The organism is Lachnospira eligens, from assembly GCF_009680455.1.
GTDB lineage: Bacteria > Bacillota > Clostridia > Lachnospirales > Lachnospiraceae > Lachnospira > Lachnospira eligens_A.
The window spans coordinates 367,743-383,782 of the sequence record NZ_WKRD01000002.1; the positions used below are offsets into that span (position 1 = coordinate 367,743).

A 16,040-nucleotide genomic window follows, 5' to 3' on the forward strand; every position below is an offset into this window, starting at 1 on the left:
TAAAGAATTAAGCGGAATGGTTTGAAACTTCCATTCCGCTTTTATTAACCTACTTACTCATATGGTTCATAATCCAGCCATATATTTCTTCATATATTTCTTCTTTATTAAGTTCATTGCACAACTCATGCCTGCAATCCTCGTAAAGTCTTAAATCAATATCATCAATGTGACCATGATACGAATTATATGCCCTGTAAACGCCCTTGCCGTATTCTCCCACAGGATCATCAAGTCCTGATATCATAAGCATTGGCAGATTCTTAGGAATTCTTTCTATGTTGCGCGGCTTTCTTACATACAGAATCATATTCATAAGTCCTCTGTAACCATTAACCGTAAACAGAAATGTTGTCAGTTTTCCGGCATTGTATTCATCAACAACCGCTTCATCTCTTGTCAGCCAGTCATTGACTGTTCTTACATTCTTTATACGCTTGTTATAATTACCAAACATAATCTTAGATATCAGTCTGCTTCTGTAACGGTCCCCCTTTATAAGTCTTACTACATCAGCAAGCACCTTTCCGGCAAAAACCATTGGTGCCGGCTGGTGTCCTGTTCCCATTACAATAACTCCATCAAGTTCATATCCGTAATCACATATATATCTTCTTGTAACAAACGACCCCATGCTGTGTCCTGCAAGATAATATGGAATACCAGGATACATTTTCTTGATAAGAACTGTAAGATGATGTGCATCCTTTGCAAGTGCCTCTCCCGGATTCTTATCTTTAAAAAATCCCAGATCATCATCCGTGCATACTGACTTTCCGTGTCCAAGATGATCATTTCCAACAACAACAAAGCCTCTCTCTGCCATATATCTTGCAAATCCGTCGTATCTGTCAATATACTCAATCATCCCATGACATATCTGCAATACCGCAACAGGCTCGTCATATTCTGTCTCATCGGGACACCAAATAACAACATTAACAGACGTCTTTCTATCACATGATAGAAAAGAATTGCTTTTCTTCTTTATCATAAGCCATCCTCCTTATCGTTTTACGACATTCTCAATTCCTTCAAATGCTTCATTTCCTATATAATCTACTGACTTTGGCACAACAATCTCACTGATATTCATATCAGAAAATGCTCCATACTCAATTCTTTTAATGCCTGAAGGCAGTTTAACTTCCTTAAGTCCCTTGCAGCCAGCAAATGCATATGCCCCAATTACTTCCACACTGTCAGGAATATTTATTTGTGTAAGACCATCTTTATTATAAAATACTCCCGAAGCAATTGTCCTTACACCATCCGGAATATTATACGTTCCACTATCTATGCTTATCTTGCATAACACACCATTAACAATAATCTCATCGTTATCTGCAAGCTGGTCATACTCCCACTGTGTATCTGTAAATGCATTAGTTCCAATAGAATTAACTGATTCCGGAATCTCAATTGTTTTAAGATTATAGCAGCTTAAGAATACATTTTCAGCTATATAACTTATCCCATCTGATATAACAACATCAGTAACAGTCGTATCATCACGGAATACACCACTGCCTATTCCATCAACCTTCTTGCCATCAATCTTAGCTGGCACAATAACCTTTGCATCTGCTCTTCCCTTATCAGTAAGTCCAGTTATAACTATATTACCGGCAGCATTCTCCTCATATGTAAATGTTGCTGCTTTGGAAGTCTTTTTACATCCAATAAAACTAACCAGCATAAGCACCAGCATAATTCCTGAAATTATTCTTTTTCCTCTAAACATATCCTGCCTCTTTATTATTTATTTCTCGCCCACATATAGCAAAATGCCTGTGTTCTCGCTGCAAAATGATTATCCTTAAGAAGCTCTTTTACTTCCTGTTTTGAATACCATGCCGCCGAAATCTCCTCAAACGTTGAAGTGCTTGGCGAAAAATCTCCAGATGCTTTTCCGATAACCACAGCATTTGTCTCATTGGAAAATCCTATTGCACTGTAGCTGTCATAAAGCTTGTCTTCAATTACAATAAGGTCAAGCCCTGTCTCTTCCTTAAGCTCACGCTTCGCCGCCACTTCAGGAGTCTCACCTTCATCAATAAGCCCTGCAGGAAAATTATACACATAATCTCCTACTGACATTCTATATTCTTTATTAATCAGAATATGTTCATCCGCTTCATCAGTTGCAACAATAACAACTCCGTCAGTCTTTTCATTTCTTATATCTTCTAGCGTCTTTATATCCTTGTTTCTGCTGATAATCTCGTAGACCTTTTTCTTGTCATCCTCAGTTGTATAATAGAGATCGTATCTGCTGATAAACCTTCCTTCATCAACTTTTTTAACACCATCAAACTTCATGTGTATTATCTGCCTTTCCTGTCTCTCATATCATTAACCGCTTCATGAACAATATCCATTATCCATCTGTTAGAAGCTTTTCTCATAGCAATACCATATTCTATAGTAACACCAAACTTTCCATTATTGCACTCTTTTTCTACTGTTCTCTTTATCTGTTCAAATGTTTTACCAGCCTCTGCATCCGTGACATTCTTCATTACTGCAACAAAATTACCTTCATTAATTCTTGCAATATATGCTCTGTCCATAAGTATCTTCTTAAGCACACCAGCCACATTTATAAGTGCCTGGTTACCTGCTTTCTGTCCATACTGTATATTAATATCTGACAAATGATTAATATCGCAGACAACTACAGCAACGCTGCCATTATATTCATCATACTGTTTACAATGCTCCATAAAGCTGTACATGCTGTAAACTCCTGTAAGCTGGTCATAAATAACCATATTTTCAAGTTCAGCATAAGCCTTCTTTAACTCCGACACATCCTGCATAACAATAATAGTACCCAGCAGTCGGTTTTTTTCATCTGAAAGTTTCTCAATCCTGCAGTCATATATTCTGTCATTATGCTTCCATTCAAATGTATCCTCTCCAGGTTTAACAGGCAGGTCATTCTCCCTGACAAACCACTCAATATTCTGTTCCCTGTTATCGTATTCAAGATTACCTGCAACATCCTTCATTGAAGAATTAAAATCTGCAAGAATTCCCTCATAATCAAACAGTACTACAGGAATCTGCATATGTTCAATTATCATTTCATGTGTAACTGTAAGCATATTTTTCTTAGAATACCAGAAAGTATTCCAGTACACCATTGTTCCCATAAGTGCATATAGAAAAATTGATATGTCAAACCTTAAGTCAACAGCTTTCATGATGAATATATATTTAAAAGCAATTATAACAATAAGCCCGGCAGCCGTAAATATATATCTTCCCCAATACGCTGATGGAATACGTATGCATTTGATAATAAGCAGTGCAATTATAAATGCTACAATAACCATATTCATCATCGCATGAATACCAAACCACAGCTCGCCTTCATAGCCGAGAACATAGACTCCTCCACATTTGTTAAGACTATATTTCAATGCCGTTTCATTAAATATATTAATTATAAATACAACTGAATCAACCATTGCCGCAAATATGCACAAAACAACTGCAGTTCTGGTTATCCTGTTTACAAGCCTTGTAAATATGCCTGTATACGTTAAAAGTACAACGAGTGCAAAATCCTGTGCTGCCATCATTATGCTTGTTGCCACCGACATTGCCATGTAATTATCTGTGATAAAATTGACCGAATATGTCACAACGCATATGAGAGCAAGCATCTCTGTAAGACACACTATCCGTGTCATCTTATCCCGCTCAAGACATGTTCTTATAAACACCACGGCAAGCACCACAGCTGCAACTCCATAAAGAGACAGATACATAATATTCATATTCCCATATCTCCCATACCCATAATCTATATACATAATATTAACATTATTAAACAGCTTACTCAACTATCAGTTATAAAAATTACCCTGCACTGAAAAAGCCCCGCACGACACTTTTGTATCACGTAGGGCTTTCCATACCTTAAAATGTATCACATACATTTGCAGCTTATAGCTTTATTCTTATTCATTATATTTCTTACTTAACTGCTGTTACTTTGTAATCTTTATCCTCTACAGCTTTTTTTAATACATCGTTATCAACTTCCTTAGAAAGTGTAACAACTGCTGTTCCATTCTCATGGCTTACAACTGCCTCTGTTACACCATCAACAGCCTCAAGTGCCTTCTTAACTGCAGTTTCACAGTGTCCACACATCATACCCTCAATATTCATAGTCTTTGTCATAGTTTTATCTCCTTTTGTCGTTTTATTTTTATTTTTGCTAGACTTTTTCTTATAAATGTGGTCTTTTCCTGTATCATATATCTTTATAAGATTAAGTCTTAATGCATTAGTTACTACACAGAAGCTTGATAAGCTCATAGCTGCTGCACCAAACATTGGATTAAGTGTCCATCCAAATACTGGTATCCACGCACCTGCTGCAAGTGGGATTCCTATACAATTATAGAAGAATGCCCAGAACAAATTCTCGTGTATGTTGGTAAGTGTTCTCTTTGAAAGTCTTATAGCAGCAGGAACATCTGATAACCTGTTCTTCATAAGAACTATATCTGCCGCATCTATTGCAACATCTGTACCGGCTCCAATTGCAATACCTATATCAGCTCTTGTAAGTGCAGGTGCATCATTAATTCCATCACCTACCATTATAACACTTCCCTGCTCCTTAAGTCTTGCTATCTCTTTTTCTTTTCCTTCAGGAAGTACTCCTGCTATAACTTCATCGACTCCGGCAAGCTTTCCTATTGCCTTCGCACTTCTTTCATTATCTCCGGTAATCATCACAACCCTGATTCCCATATTCTGAAGTTCCCTGATAGCCTGTGGGCTGTCTTTCTTGATAGTATCCGCAACAGCTATTATTCCAAGAAGCTTGTTATTTCTTGCAAAGAAAAGTGGTGTTTTTCCTTCTGATGATAAGTCATCAGCCTTGTTCCTTAAATCATCAGAGATATTACAATACTCTGAAATGAACTTAAGATTACCACCTGCCACTACATCTGTATCAAGCATTCCCTTAAGTCCGTTACCAGCAACTGCCTTAAAGTCAGTCACTTCTTCTGCAAATGAATTCTTATCGCCACTCTCTTCAACATAATTAACAACTGCCTTTGCAAGTGGATGTTCACTTTTTCTTTCAAGACCATATGCTATAGCAATAAGTTCATTTTGTGGGATTCTATCACCTGTTATAATATCTGTAACCTTTGGCTCACCCTCTGTAATAGTACCAGTCTTATCAAGTGCAACTGTCTGCATCTTGCCTGTCTGTTCCAGAGAAACAGCAGTCTTGAACATAATTCCGTTCTTTGCTCCGACTCCGTTACCAACCATAATTGCAACCGGAGTTGCAAGCCCTAACGCACAAGGACAGCTTATTACAAGCACTGAGATTCCTCTCGCAAGTGCAAATCCTAAGTCCTTGCCACATAACAGCCATACTACTATTGTTATAACTGCTATTATTATTACCGCAGGCACAAATACACCTGAAACTTTATCAGCAATCTTTGCAATAGGTGCTTTAGTTGCAGCCGCATCACTTACCATCTGTATTATTTTGGAAAGTGTTGTATCTTCTCCAACTCTTGTTGCCCTGCATTTTATATATCCTGATGTATTAAGTGTTGCTGCACTTACCTGATCTCCCTCCTGTTTATCAACAGGAATGCTCTCTCCTGTAAGTGCTGATTCATTAACTGCGGTGTTACCTTCAATGATGACACCATCTACAGGTATATTCTCACCCGGTCTTACAACAAATACATCTCCTGTCATAACCTGTTCAACAGGGACGCATGTTTCCTGCCCATCTGCATAAAGTACCGCAGTCTTGGCAGCAAGCTTCATAAGACTCTTTAATGCATCGGTCGTCTTTCCCTTAGAGCGGGCTTCAAGCATTTTCCCTACTGTTATAAGTGTAAGAATCATAGCCGCTGACTCAAAATAGAATTCATCCATATAGTGCATCACGCCTGCCATATCACCTCTCACCTGACAGTCTGTCATGGCAAAAAGTGCATATGTGCTCCACACAAATGCTGCTCCTGATCCAAGCGCAACAAGTGTGTCCATATTAGGTGAACGATGTAACAAGCCCTTAAAACCACTTATGAAGAAATGCTGATTAATAACCATTATTATTATTGTAAGCAGCATTTGTATAAGACCCATAGCCACATGATTTCCTTCAAGTACTGACGGAAGCGGCCAGCCCCACATCATATGTCCCATGCTGAAATACATAAGCACAACAAGAAATATAACTGAAGCTGCTAATCTTTTCTTTAAAACAGGGGTTGTCTTATCTGCCAGCGCATCTTCCTGCTCCTGCATTGAAGGACTGCTGCTCTTTACCCCCTTAACTGATGCACCATATCCCGCAGCTTCCACAGCTTTAATGATTACATCTGGGGTTGCAGTTCCCTCAACACCCATTGAATTAGTAAGAAGACTTACCGAACAGCTTTCCACTCCAGGCACATTGCTGACAGCTTTCTCAACTCTTGCCTGACACGCTGCACAGCTCATTCCTGTAACATTGTACTGTTCCATATCGCTCTACTCCTCCCTGCGGTTAGTTGTTATTCCTGTCACTTTAAAATCAAGTCTCTCAATTGCAATTCTTATATCAGCGTCATCGATTTCTCTGTCAACTTCAATTGTTGCCTGCTTCTTCTTAAGATTAACCTGGCATGAAGCACCATCAATTTTGTTAACAGATCTCTCAATACTGTTCTTGCAGTTTTCACAATGCATGCCTTCAATATCTACAGTCTTAACAGCAATTACAGGATTATCAAGTGTCTTCTTCTCTTCCGCAACAGTATTTCCACCACCGCCACAGCAGCCGCCTTCACCTTTCATATGCTTAACACTGCTTATAACTGCAATTACTACTATTATTGCTAATATGCCGATTATTATAGCTGTTCCCATATAATGCATCTCCTTTTATACTTCATTACCTTGTGCAAATTCTAGCGTATGAATTTGCCGATTGTCTTAACAAGCTCTTCTACCGTATCGTCCTTGCCTTCTTTAATATCTTGGACTACACAGCTCTTGATATGGTTATCTAAGAGCACCTTCGTAAAACTGTTAAGTGCTGACTGGGCTGCCGATACCTGATTAAGAATGTCAATACAGTATGCGTCCTTCTCAACCATTCCCTTAATCCCTCTTATCTGACCTTCAATTCTGCTAAGCCTGTTACAGAGGTCTTTATATTCCTTGGCATCGCGTTCTTTTGTCTTATGACAGCAACATTCTTTTTCCATTATTCCTCCTTAGTCTGGTTGTTATATTCTGTGTCTGATAAACGCTTTATTATATTTATCTGTTGTGATTGCAACATACCCTAGTGGGGTATGCTCTATTTACATGATGTATAATATACCCCATATGGGTATATGTCAACTATAATTATTGAGATTATTTATCGAAAAATTTTTATTTAACCTGAAAATTTTAAGATAAACATACTAACTCATGATATATACTTCGTTAGTATGTTTTTTAAGAAAATTTTTTATAAAAATATTGTCAGAAACCCACTAATTCATTACATCTCGCTTCTTTAGTAGGTAAATTGAGTTGTATTTTTCACTAACTCTGTTATCACGACTTCAATATACAAGAAAACAACCTACTAAACTCCACATTAACTGCAGTTTGGTAGGTTGTTGCATTATTTGTTATGTAAATTTCAGCATTAATCAGCCTCTCCATATAATCAAGTGTTTTTTTCAATAAATTCAATACTTTTTGATACCTGTCATTGAATAGAATTACGGTTATGGAGTGATCTTTACCTCATACAGGGCAGATATATAGTAATAATGGGTACACCAAATAAAGCGTCATCACTATCCGTTTTAAATGGCTTCGATGTATACCCATCCCTATATGGCAGCTCACCTCTCATGTCCAACAGGATCATCCTCCTTGCGGTGGGTCCTCACTTCCTTCGTTCTGCCTGTCCATAACCAGGGTGCCAGCTTAGCTACTATTCAGGGTCATGCCCTCTGGTTTAATTTCCTGCCGGCTACCAGCTCATTCTTTGTACTTTCATTACTGATCCAAACACTCCGATTACAGCACCTTTCGGCGGACGCTTACTGTAATCATTATGGTTGTTCTTTGTTACTCGGTTACGCAGCCTTTAACTGTTCTCCCGGATGTCTGATATCTTTCAACATCTTTGATGCATCATATCTGATTCCCTTAGTTAGAATCGCATGGAATACTCTTATCAGCTTACATGCTACTACTATCAGCGACTGCATCTTTTTTAATGGATTCTTTTCTCTGGTGGTATAATACCTGTGGATTTCTTTGAATTCTTCATTTTTTCCCACCACCGATATCGCTGCCTCGAAAAGTAAATATCTGAGACGCTTGCGCCCTCTTTTACTTATCTTTGTCTTTCCGTTGTGCTTACCGGAACTATCTGCCACCAGTTCCAATCCTGCCAGTTTCTGAAGTTCTTTCGTGCTATCAAAGCGCGTAATATCGCCAACTTCTGCTATGAAACCTGCTACTGTTGTTATTCCTATGCCTTTTATTTCAAGCAGCTTATCCGCATACCTGACCTGTTGGCACAGTCCTTTGATCAGGTCATTGACCCTTTCAAGGCGTTTTGTCTGGAGTTCATAATCCTCTATCAAATCCTGTATCTCCATCCGGGCTTCTGTAAGACCTGCTTTTAATCCTATGCTTCTCATTGCTGCCGCAAGAATCAACATAGCCTTCTTATGACCATTTCCTCGAAGTTTAGCGTCTTTCCATATCTTTATGATACCTTCCACTCCAAGTCTTACTATCTCCTCAGGTGTTGGTGCCTTTTTTAACACCAACATTCCTCCCTTGGCATCTATGTGTGTATAAATTCCCTTATATTCTGGGAAATACACTGCAATCCATTTCTGCAGACGGTTCTTCGCCCTTGTCTGTTCTTCTACAAGCACAAATCGACGGTTTGACGCATTCCGCAGTTCTGCATATGCACCTGTCGGCATATATGAATAAAAATACCGTCCATCCCTTACAAGCCCTGCAATAACACGAGGATCTTTCCTGTCATTTTTAGATGGACTGTTGTCATCTAATTCTTTGGTCTTATGCACATGGTGCGGGTTTACCATTACAAACTTTATGTCCTTTTCACCCATGAACTGCCCAAGATCAAACCAGTAGTGACCGGTTGGCTCTATTCCTACCAGTGCCTCTTCAAGTTCACTTTTCTGCATCAGTTCCACAATCGTATTGTAAAAGCTGTTGAATCCCTCCATAGAGTTTGAAAACGCTACAGGCTTTCTGGTAAGTTCGATGCCTCTCCAGTTAAAAGCTCTGAAATAATGCTTTTCACTGCCAACATCAATGCCAACAATCATTGTTGTTTCTTTTACTTGCTCAATCTTCTTGTTTTGTGTACAATTCATTTATAGATACCTTCCTTATTCTGTTCATTTGCCAACTTGCCGGTCAGCAATGACAGTTTAACTTAGGTATCTATTTTTGTAAAATCATTTACTCTTTACACTTTGAATTATACAGGAAGCTACTATTCTCGCATAAATCACAACTTTAGTAGGCAATTTTCTTTAGCCACCTTAATTCCCATCAAAATTTCTTCTCAAAAGACCTACTATTTCATCTCATTTAGCAGCATTAGTAGGCTTTTTACCAACTTATGCACTGGTTTCATATGCTATTTGACACTGCCAGAATGCGAAAAGCATTTCAAAAAAGTTTTATTTTCAACTACAAGTTTCTCTCAAACAACACATAATTGTCTGCTGTTCCAGTCTGAATCTTATAATAACAAGTCTCCTCTGTTCCATCATCATATATAACTTCTGCCTCTATAAGTATGGCGTTAAGCATGTCATTTCTTTCCTTGCGTACCGTATCTGGTGATTGTTTATTCATATACCATGAGTATGTACTTGTTGGAAATTCCATATACAATATTAAATCCAGTTCTTCCTGCTCTGCTCCCGATATCTTTTTACTTTGCGTCTTAATAACCTTTTTATCAAGGAATTCCTTAAGCTGCACCTCTCTCTTTTCAAACTGCACACGTGCATTATACGCAGTGTATTCTATAAACTTTACAGACTCTTTATCATACAGCACTGGCCACGAAAATCCCATTATATAAAGATATGATGTATCTGTGTCATGTACATCCTGTTCTACAGACCTGCTGTTTATTTTGAATTCACCCACTTGTGCCCAGTCTCCATATGTATCTTCTTTTTCGGGATACTCCACCTCCTGTCTGGCTAAACGGCTGCTTTCACTTGCTGTCTTGTCACTCTCCTGTACTTCTTTATTCTTACATCCAGCTGATACACAGCCACATATAATCATCATCATTATCACAAACTGTTTAATTCTCATACATCCCCCTCACATAATAATACATAATATAGCAGTATTAATAACTATAATCAGAGGTATTCCTTTCCCTGAATTCTTTTTAAAAATGTGCCTTGAAGCGAATACTGTTTCAAGTCCGACTGCTACTGCGAATAGTATCTCCTCTGCCATGAGAATAAGCATATACTGGCTTATCGTTATATTTCTGAATACCTTTGCTGTATTCATATAAGTAAGGCTTATAAGTGGTGCATTAATATATGGCATACCATAAGCCTTATACATTATTATCATTTCGATTATATACAGTAAAAATGCACTTACCCCCACCAATATGCAGACAGCAGCAGCCTTAACTGTATGTTCCCATCTTCTTCCTCTCTTAGACGAGCCAATAAGCATATTCATTCCATTCTTATATTCCACTGAGCTTTCAGTCTCTGCAATAAGAACAACTCCAAATCCGAGTATAATATATATAAGCAGTTTTCTCGTTGCTCCTTTACTGCCAAATATCTGGTCGTATCCCCGTTGTGACATAACATACGCATCTATTCCGTACTGCTCTTTTATCTGTGAAACATATTCAATCTGCTGCATATATTCGCTCATGTTATCAAGCAGTCTCGTAGCATCCATGAGGTTGTACACATATCTGCTTACATCATCCTCACTAAGTTCTCCCCACTCATACTGTTCTCTTGCAGCATCTAACTTTGCCTGTGCCTCATAAACATCATTTTGTCTCTGCTCTATAAGACTGGTAAATCCACTGTAATCCCTGCCACCATACTGCTGATAATATTCATCACGCTTCTTTTCATCTTCAGAATATGCTATTTTCTGGTTATTACATATAAATATTGTTATAAACACAACAACACATATTACAATCCAGCCTCTTGCTGTTATTAAAAATTTGTACATTTCTTTCCAGAAATGCGGAAGTCTGGACAAAATCCTTTGAACCACATGTCCGATTTTTTCAATCATTTTTCCTATAAAGCCAGCGGTTCTTCCCGGACGGATAACCTTTCCAAGTAATACAAGAAATATTGCTGATATTACAGCTATAATAATACACACCATGCACAGCACATTTATCATACGCACAGGAACACCTGCTATCATGATATTATCATACTTCCTAAGTATATTGCTTACATTCATCACATTTATTATATTAATCTTCTTGAAAATCCTTAACCTGCCCTGCATTGATATATTCTGGTATGCAAATGCTTCCGCTCCGGCAATTATACCCACCAGCACAACTGAACTGATTCTTTTCCTGCATAACGAAAATACCAGTGATATAACAAGCACTATTGCAATAACTATCAAAGATATAATCATATATCTTATAAAAAGATATGTCATTACGCTTATCGGATAAGTGAAATTATTATACCCTTTCAGACACTGTACAGGTGCGGTAAGGAAATCCCAGCCACCATACACCACAAGCATAGAGACAAGACCGCATAACTGCATAATCAGTGATACAAATAAAGCACTCAATCCGACTGCAGCAGTATCCTTAACTGCAAGTCTCATTCTTCCATTGACAGCAGTATAGATAATCTGCCACATTCCATTATCCCTGTATTCGTAAATGTTATAAATAATATATATCATCAACGCAAGAACGATATAGATAGAAATATCATTCTTCAGAAACTGCTCAACTGCCCTGCTGTTTAATTCCCTAACCTGTACATTTTCAATCCTTTTATAATCATTTTCCGTTTTATTGATATTGGCTATTGATTCTGATGTACCGAACACACTGAATTTTTTCATATTCGAGGCATTTGTAATAACTGCTTTGACACTTTCTGTATATCCATCAATATAATCAGACTTTTCCTTGTATTCCTTTGCAAGTCTCTTAAATATTCTTCTATCATCCTGTGCCAGTTCGTCAGCATGCTGCTGTATCTGTTCATCTGTATGCCCATTAATCAGCCAGTTGTACTCTCTTACTTTAATCTTATAATTATCTATTCCGCATTCTGAAAAATCCTTTGCAAAAACAACCACAACACATATACATGCCGCAGCCAGAATTAGCAATATTGTTTTTCTATTAAGCAGTCTCCCCAGTTCCTTCATCTACCTAAGCTCCTTAATATCCCCTTTTTCAATGTTGCTCTTATCAATATATACAATTTTGTTGTTCACAAATGAAAACATAAACATTCTACTGCTATCCCCATGCATAATTGAAAATATCTTTTCCTCGTCTGGAATCGTTCTCTTTGCTGCGAGCTTTCCATCTCTGTCTAACTGATATAATGTATAATCAAGTGAACTGCTCTGTTTGTTAAAATACATTGCCATATTCTTATATCCTTCATCATCCATCCAGATATAATTTCCGTCAAATGTTATATAAAAATATCCTGTATCATTATCACTTTCATATATGCTTTCTGACTTACCGCTGCCAAGATCATATTCATATATTATTCCATCTCCAAGCCCGCTGTAATACAGCTTGTTATTGTCTGCATCTATACAGTAACTATACACATTCTTGTCAAGCAGACATTCAGTATCTTCCCCTGTAATTCTGAATATTCCTTTTCCTTCCAATGAATATAATCCCTTATCATCTTTTGAAACAGATGTCTTTAAAAAAAATGTGTCACTGCCATATGTTTTAAGTGAATTAATTCCTATACCATATCCCGTTTCTTCATATATTTTATCGCTCGAACCCGTATCAAGATTAAATCTGTATAGCCTTACTGTTACATTACCTTCTATATCTCCCGTTATCTCTTGAGATACATATGCATATCCATCATTGAAACACATTGACACACTATCCTGTCCACTCAGGACGCATATGCTTCCAAGGTATGTTCTCTGTGTTCCGTCAGCACTTATCCGTACAAGATTTCCCTTGGAACTTATCATATATATGTACGAATTATAGTAATACAACTCACTTTTAAACTCGCTTCCTGAAATATATGCCATGCACTCTTCTCCATCATGCCCACATTGTGGTTTATTACATAACACAATGCTTTCTTCCGACTTATCATCATAAAACATAAGATTATCATCTGATGCGCTGCATTTATCAAGATAATAATATCCTGTATCACATCTTGCCACCATATGCATGCTTTCAGAAAAGTATGACTGCGTATTATCAAGCTTGTCGCTTCCTACGGTTATCGTATTACCTGGTTTCCCCTTACACGACACAAGCAAAACTGACATTACAACCATTAATCCTGCTGCAATTCTTCTCATTGTAATCCCCCTTAAAGTTATGACATCTATAGTTAGTTTAATTAACTATAGATATCATGTCAAGCGTACACAACCAAACCAGACACTATTAATCATGGTCTTGGAACACGAAGCATTAAAAGAATTGTTGACAGTTACGATGGAATTATGAAATATTCGTACGATGAGAAAGACAATTATTTTAATACAGCACCCTGGCATCATGCAATAGTTTTGGCATATTCTGCAATATATGGCATATTCGGTAATATACGTCACATTAATATCGGGTAGTTTTGGCACATTCGGTAATATATGGCACATTCTGCACTTGACAATATAAAAAAACAGGGATTCCAGTTACATTTAATAACCGAAATCCCTGTTTTTATTATATTAATTCTTCTTATATTGTTATATCTTCTTAGAAAAGACTCTTAACAGTATTAACTACATTCTCTACTGTGAATCCGAAATGCTCGAATAACTGGTTAGCCGGACCTGAAGCTCCGAAGCCCTTCATGCAGATAACCTTTCCATCAAGTCCTACATATCTGTACCAGCCGAAGTCTGAAAGTGCCTCAACTGCAACTCTCTTTCTTACACTCTTAGGAAGGACTGATTCCTTGTATTCCTCTGACTGCTTCTCGAATACGTCCATAGATGGCATACTTACTACTCTTACATCTATTCCTGCATTCTTAAGCTCTGCCTTTGCTGATACAGCAAGGTTTACTTCAGAACCACTTGCAATAATAATTCCATCTGGAGTCTCTTTATCAGAATTCTCAAGAATATATGCACCCTTAAGTGCTTCCTTAGATGAACCTGCCATCTGTGGAAGATTCTGTCTTGTAAGAACTAATGCTGTTGGCTCATCCTTAGATTCAATAGCATATTCCCATGCAAGTGCTGTCTCTGTTCTGTCACATGGTCTGAATACTGTGAAGTTAGGCATTGAGCGGAATGCTGCAAGCTGCTCAATTGGCTCATGTGTAGGTCCGTCCTCACCAACTCCGATACTGTCATGTGTGAATACATATATAAGTGGCAGCTTCATAAGTGATGTAAGTCTTGCCATTGGCTTTGTGTAATCACTGAATACGAAGAATGTTGCAACGAATGGTCTTAATCCACCGTGAAGTGCAAGTCCATTACCAATTGCTGCCATAGCCTGCTCTCTTACACCAAAATGAAGGTTAGTTCCTGCATAATTCTCTTTAGAGAAATCACCTGCATCCTTCATATTAGTCTTATTAGATGGTGCTAAATCTGCTGAACCACCGATAAGGTTAGGCATTACATTCTTAATCATATTAAGAATTGTTCCACTTGAACTTCTTGTTGCTTCTGCCTTCTCAGGCTTTGCAAGGTATTTCTCAGAATTGAACAAATCGGACATATCACATCCATTGTAGTACTTATCCCAGAGTTCCTTCATCTCAGGGAACTTCTCACAATACTCTGCAAAAAGCTTATTCCATTCTTCTTCCGGCTCAGCCATTCTTGCTGCTATCTCTTTATAATGATCATATACTTCCTGTGGTACTTCGAAATCACCCTTGCATGGCCAGTTAAGGTTTTCCTTAAGTGCTGCAACATTATCAATACCAAGAGGCTCACCGTGTGCGCTTGCCTTACCCTGCTTTGCAGGACAGCCGTATCCGATAAGTGTATTAACCTTGATAAGTGAAGGTCTTTCCTTATCAGCCTTAGCCTCCTCAATAGCCTTTCCGATTGCTTCGATATCATTGCCATCAGCAACCTCGATTGTCTGGAAGCCAAATGCTTCGAATCTCTTCATTACATTTTCAGTAAATGCAATATCTGTGCTTCCCTCAATTGATATATTGTTAGAATCGTAGAATACAATAAGCTTTGAAAGACCTAATGTTCCTGCAAGTGAGAAACACTCTGATGAAATACCTTCCATCATACAGCCGTCTCCACCAAGTACATATGTGTAATGGTCAACTACATTGTATCCTTCCTTATTAAATACAGATGCAAGATGTGCTTCTGCCATAGCCATACCTACTGCCATAGCCATACCCTGTCCAAGAGGTCCTGTTGTTGCTTCAACACCAACTGTATGACCATACTCTGGATGTCCAGGTGTCTTAGAACCCATCTGTCTGAAATTCTTCACATCATCTAAAGAAAGATTGCCAATTCCAAGTAAATGGAACAATGAATAAAGAAGCATTGAACCATGTCCGCCAGAAAGAACGAATCTGTCTCTGTTCTCCCATTCTGGATCAGCCGGGTTGTAATTCATATGGTTAGTCCATAATTCATAAGCTGTTGGTGCAGTTCCAAGTGGAAGTCCAGGATGTCCTGAATTAGCCTTCTGGATTGCATCTGCTGACAATACCCTGATTGCATTAATTGACATTTCATCGATGTTAGTCATATTTTCCTCCCTGTGT

General features: G+C 38.0%; 13 protein-coding genes. 1 reads left to right on the plus strand and 12 read right to left on the minus strand.

Annotation, left to right across the window (positions count from 1 at the left end):
• Positions 1-49 precede the first annotated feature (49 nt).
• The 11 genes from GKE48_RS03595 to GKE48_RS03645 all read right to left on the minus strand — a co-directional run bounded on the left by GKE48_RS03595 (position 50) and on the right by GKE48_RS03645 (position 13,632).
• Complete coding sequence (locus GKE48_RS03595) at positions 50-994, minus strand: alpha/beta fold hydrolase (protein WP_154300450.1); 945 nt, start codon at positions 992-994, stop codon at positions 50-52.
• A gap of 12 nt (positions 995-1,006) precedes the next feature.
• Positions 1,007-1,744, minus strand: a complete 738-nt coding sequence (locus tag GKE48_RS03600) for a leucine-rich repeat domain-containing protein (RefSeq protein WP_022097781.1) — start codon at positions 1,742-1,744, stop codon at positions 1,007-1,009.
• 14 nt (positions 1,745-1,758) lie between these two features.
• Positions 1,759-2,322: an NUDIX hydrolase gene (locus tag GKE48_RS03605; protein ID WP_022097782.1), complete on the minus strand. Its 564-nt coding sequence runs from the start codon at positions 2,320-2,322 to the stop codon at positions 1,759-1,761.
• Between the two features lie 5 nt (positions 2,323-2,327).
• A complete protein-coding gene (locus GKE48_RS03610) occupies positions 2,328-3,788 on the minus strand; it encodes a histidine kinase N-terminal 7TM domain-containing diguanylate cyclase (protein WP_173016877.1) in 1,461 nt (486 codons plus the stop codon).
• A gap of 199 nt (positions 3,789-3,987) precedes the next feature.
• A complete protein-coding gene (locus tag GKE48_RS03615; RefSeq protein WP_154300452.1) occupies positions 3,988-6,531 on the minus strand; it encodes a heavy metal translocating P-type ATPase in 2,544 nt (847 codons plus the stop codon).
• A 6-nt stretch (positions 6,532-6,537) separates the two neighbouring features.
• Entirely contained in the window at positions 6,538-6,915 is a 378-nt protein-coding gene (locus GKE48_RS03620) for a heavy-metal-associated domain-containing protein (RefSeq protein WP_022097785.1), read from the minus strand.
• A 41-nt stretch (positions 6,916-6,956) separates the two neighbouring features.
• Positions 6,957-7,256: a metal-sensing transcriptional repressor gene (locus GKE48_RS03625; protein ID WP_022097786.1), complete on the minus strand. Its 300-nt coding sequence runs from the start codon at positions 7,254-7,256 to the stop codon at positions 6,957-6,959.
• A gap of 873 nt (positions 7,257-8,129) precedes the next feature.
• Entirely contained in the window at positions 8,130-9,419 is a 1,290-nt protein-coding gene (locus tag GKE48_RS03630) for an IS110 family RNA-guided transposase (protein ID WP_012739966.1), read from the minus strand.
• Positions 9,420-9,741: 322 nt separating this feature from the next.
• Positions 9,742-10,383, minus strand: coding sequence for a hypothetical protein (locus GKE48_RS03635; protein WP_119226262.1), 642 nt, complete (start codon positions 10,381-10,383; stop codon positions 9,742-9,744).
• Positions 10,384-10,392: 9 nt separating this feature from the next.
• Entirely contained in the window at positions 10,393-12,477 is a 2,085-nt protein-coding gene (locus GKE48_RS03640; RefSeq protein WP_154300453.1) for a YfgM family protein, read from the minus strand.
• Positions 12,478-13,632 (minus strand): hypothetical protein, encoded by a 1,155-nt coding sequence (locus GKE48_RS03645; RefSeq protein WP_154300454.1) that lies wholly within the window; start codon positions 13,630-13,632, stop codon positions 12,478-12,480. It abuts the gene before it with no gap.
• A 51-nt stretch (positions 13,633-13,683) separates the two neighbouring features.
• Between GKE48_RS03645 and GKE48_RS15155 the strand changes: the two genes are divergently transcribed.
• Positions 13,684-13,905, plus strand: coding sequence for a GHKL domain-containing protein (locus GKE48_RS15155; RefSeq protein WP_416388732.1), 222 nt, complete (start codon positions 13,684-13,686; stop codon positions 13,903-13,905).
• A gap of 130 nt (positions 13,906-14,035) precedes the next feature.
• Here GKE48_RS15155 and tkt read toward each other — a convergent pair whose 3' ends face one another.
• Positions 14,036-16,024 (minus strand): transketolase, encoded by a 1,989-nt coding sequence (gene tkt / locus GKE48_RS03655; RefSeq protein WP_154300455.1) that lies wholly within the window; start codon positions 16,022-16,024, stop codon positions 14,036-14,038.
• Between the last annotated feature and the right edge of the window lie 16 nt (positions 16,025-16,040).

Excerpts from the sequence above, each read along its gene's own strand:
- GKE48_RS03605 (WP_022097782.1), bottom strand. The coding sequence starts at position 2,322 with ATGAAGTTTGATGGTGTTAAAAAAGTTGATGAAGGAAGGTTTATCAGC.
- GKE48_RS03620 (WP_022097785.1), bottom strand. The coding sequence starts at position 6,915 with ATGGGAACAGCTATAATAATCGGCATATTAGCAATAATAGTAGTAATT.
- GKE48_RS03610 (WP_173016877.1), bottom strand. The coding sequence starts at position 3,788 with ATGAATATTATGTATCTGTCTCTTTATGGAGTTGCAGCTGTGGTGCTT.
- GKE48_RS03640 (WP_154300453.1), bottom strand. The coding sequence starts at position 12,477 with ATGAAGGAACTGGGGAGACTGCTTAATAGAAAAACAATATTGCTAATT.
- GKE48_RS03635 (WP_119226262.1), bottom strand. The coding sequence starts at position 10,383 with ATGAGAATTAAACAGTTTGTGATAATGATGATGATTATATGTGGCTGT.
- GKE48_RS03625 (WP_022097786.1), bottom strand. The coding sequence starts at position 7,256 with ATGGAAAAAGAATGTTGCTGTCATAAGACAAAAGAACGCGATGCCAAG.
- tkt (WP_154300455.1), bottom strand. The coding sequence starts at position 16,024 with ATGACTAACATCGATGAAATGTCAATTAATGCAATCAGGGTATTGTCA.
- GKE48_RS03600 (WP_022097781.1), bottom strand. The coding sequence starts at position 1,744 with ATGTTTAGAGGAAAAAGAATAATTTCAGGAATTATGCTGGTGCTTATG.
- GKE48_RS03630 (WP_012739966.1), bottom strand. The coding sequence starts at position 9,419 with ATGAATTGTACACAAAACAAGAAGATTGAGCAAGTAAAAGAAACAACA.
- GKE48_RS03595 (WP_154300450.1), bottom strand. The coding sequence starts at position 994 with ATGATAAAGAAGAAAAGCAATTCTTTTCTATCATGTGATAGAAAGACG.
- GKE48_RS03615 (WP_154300452.1), bottom strand. The coding sequence starts at position 6,531 with ATGGAACAGTACAATGTTACAGGAATGAGCTGTGCAGCGTGTCAGGCA.
- GKE48_RS03645 (WP_154300454.1), bottom strand. The coding sequence starts at position 13,632 with ATGAGAAGAATTGCAGCAGGATTAATGGTTGTAATGTCAGTTTTGCTT.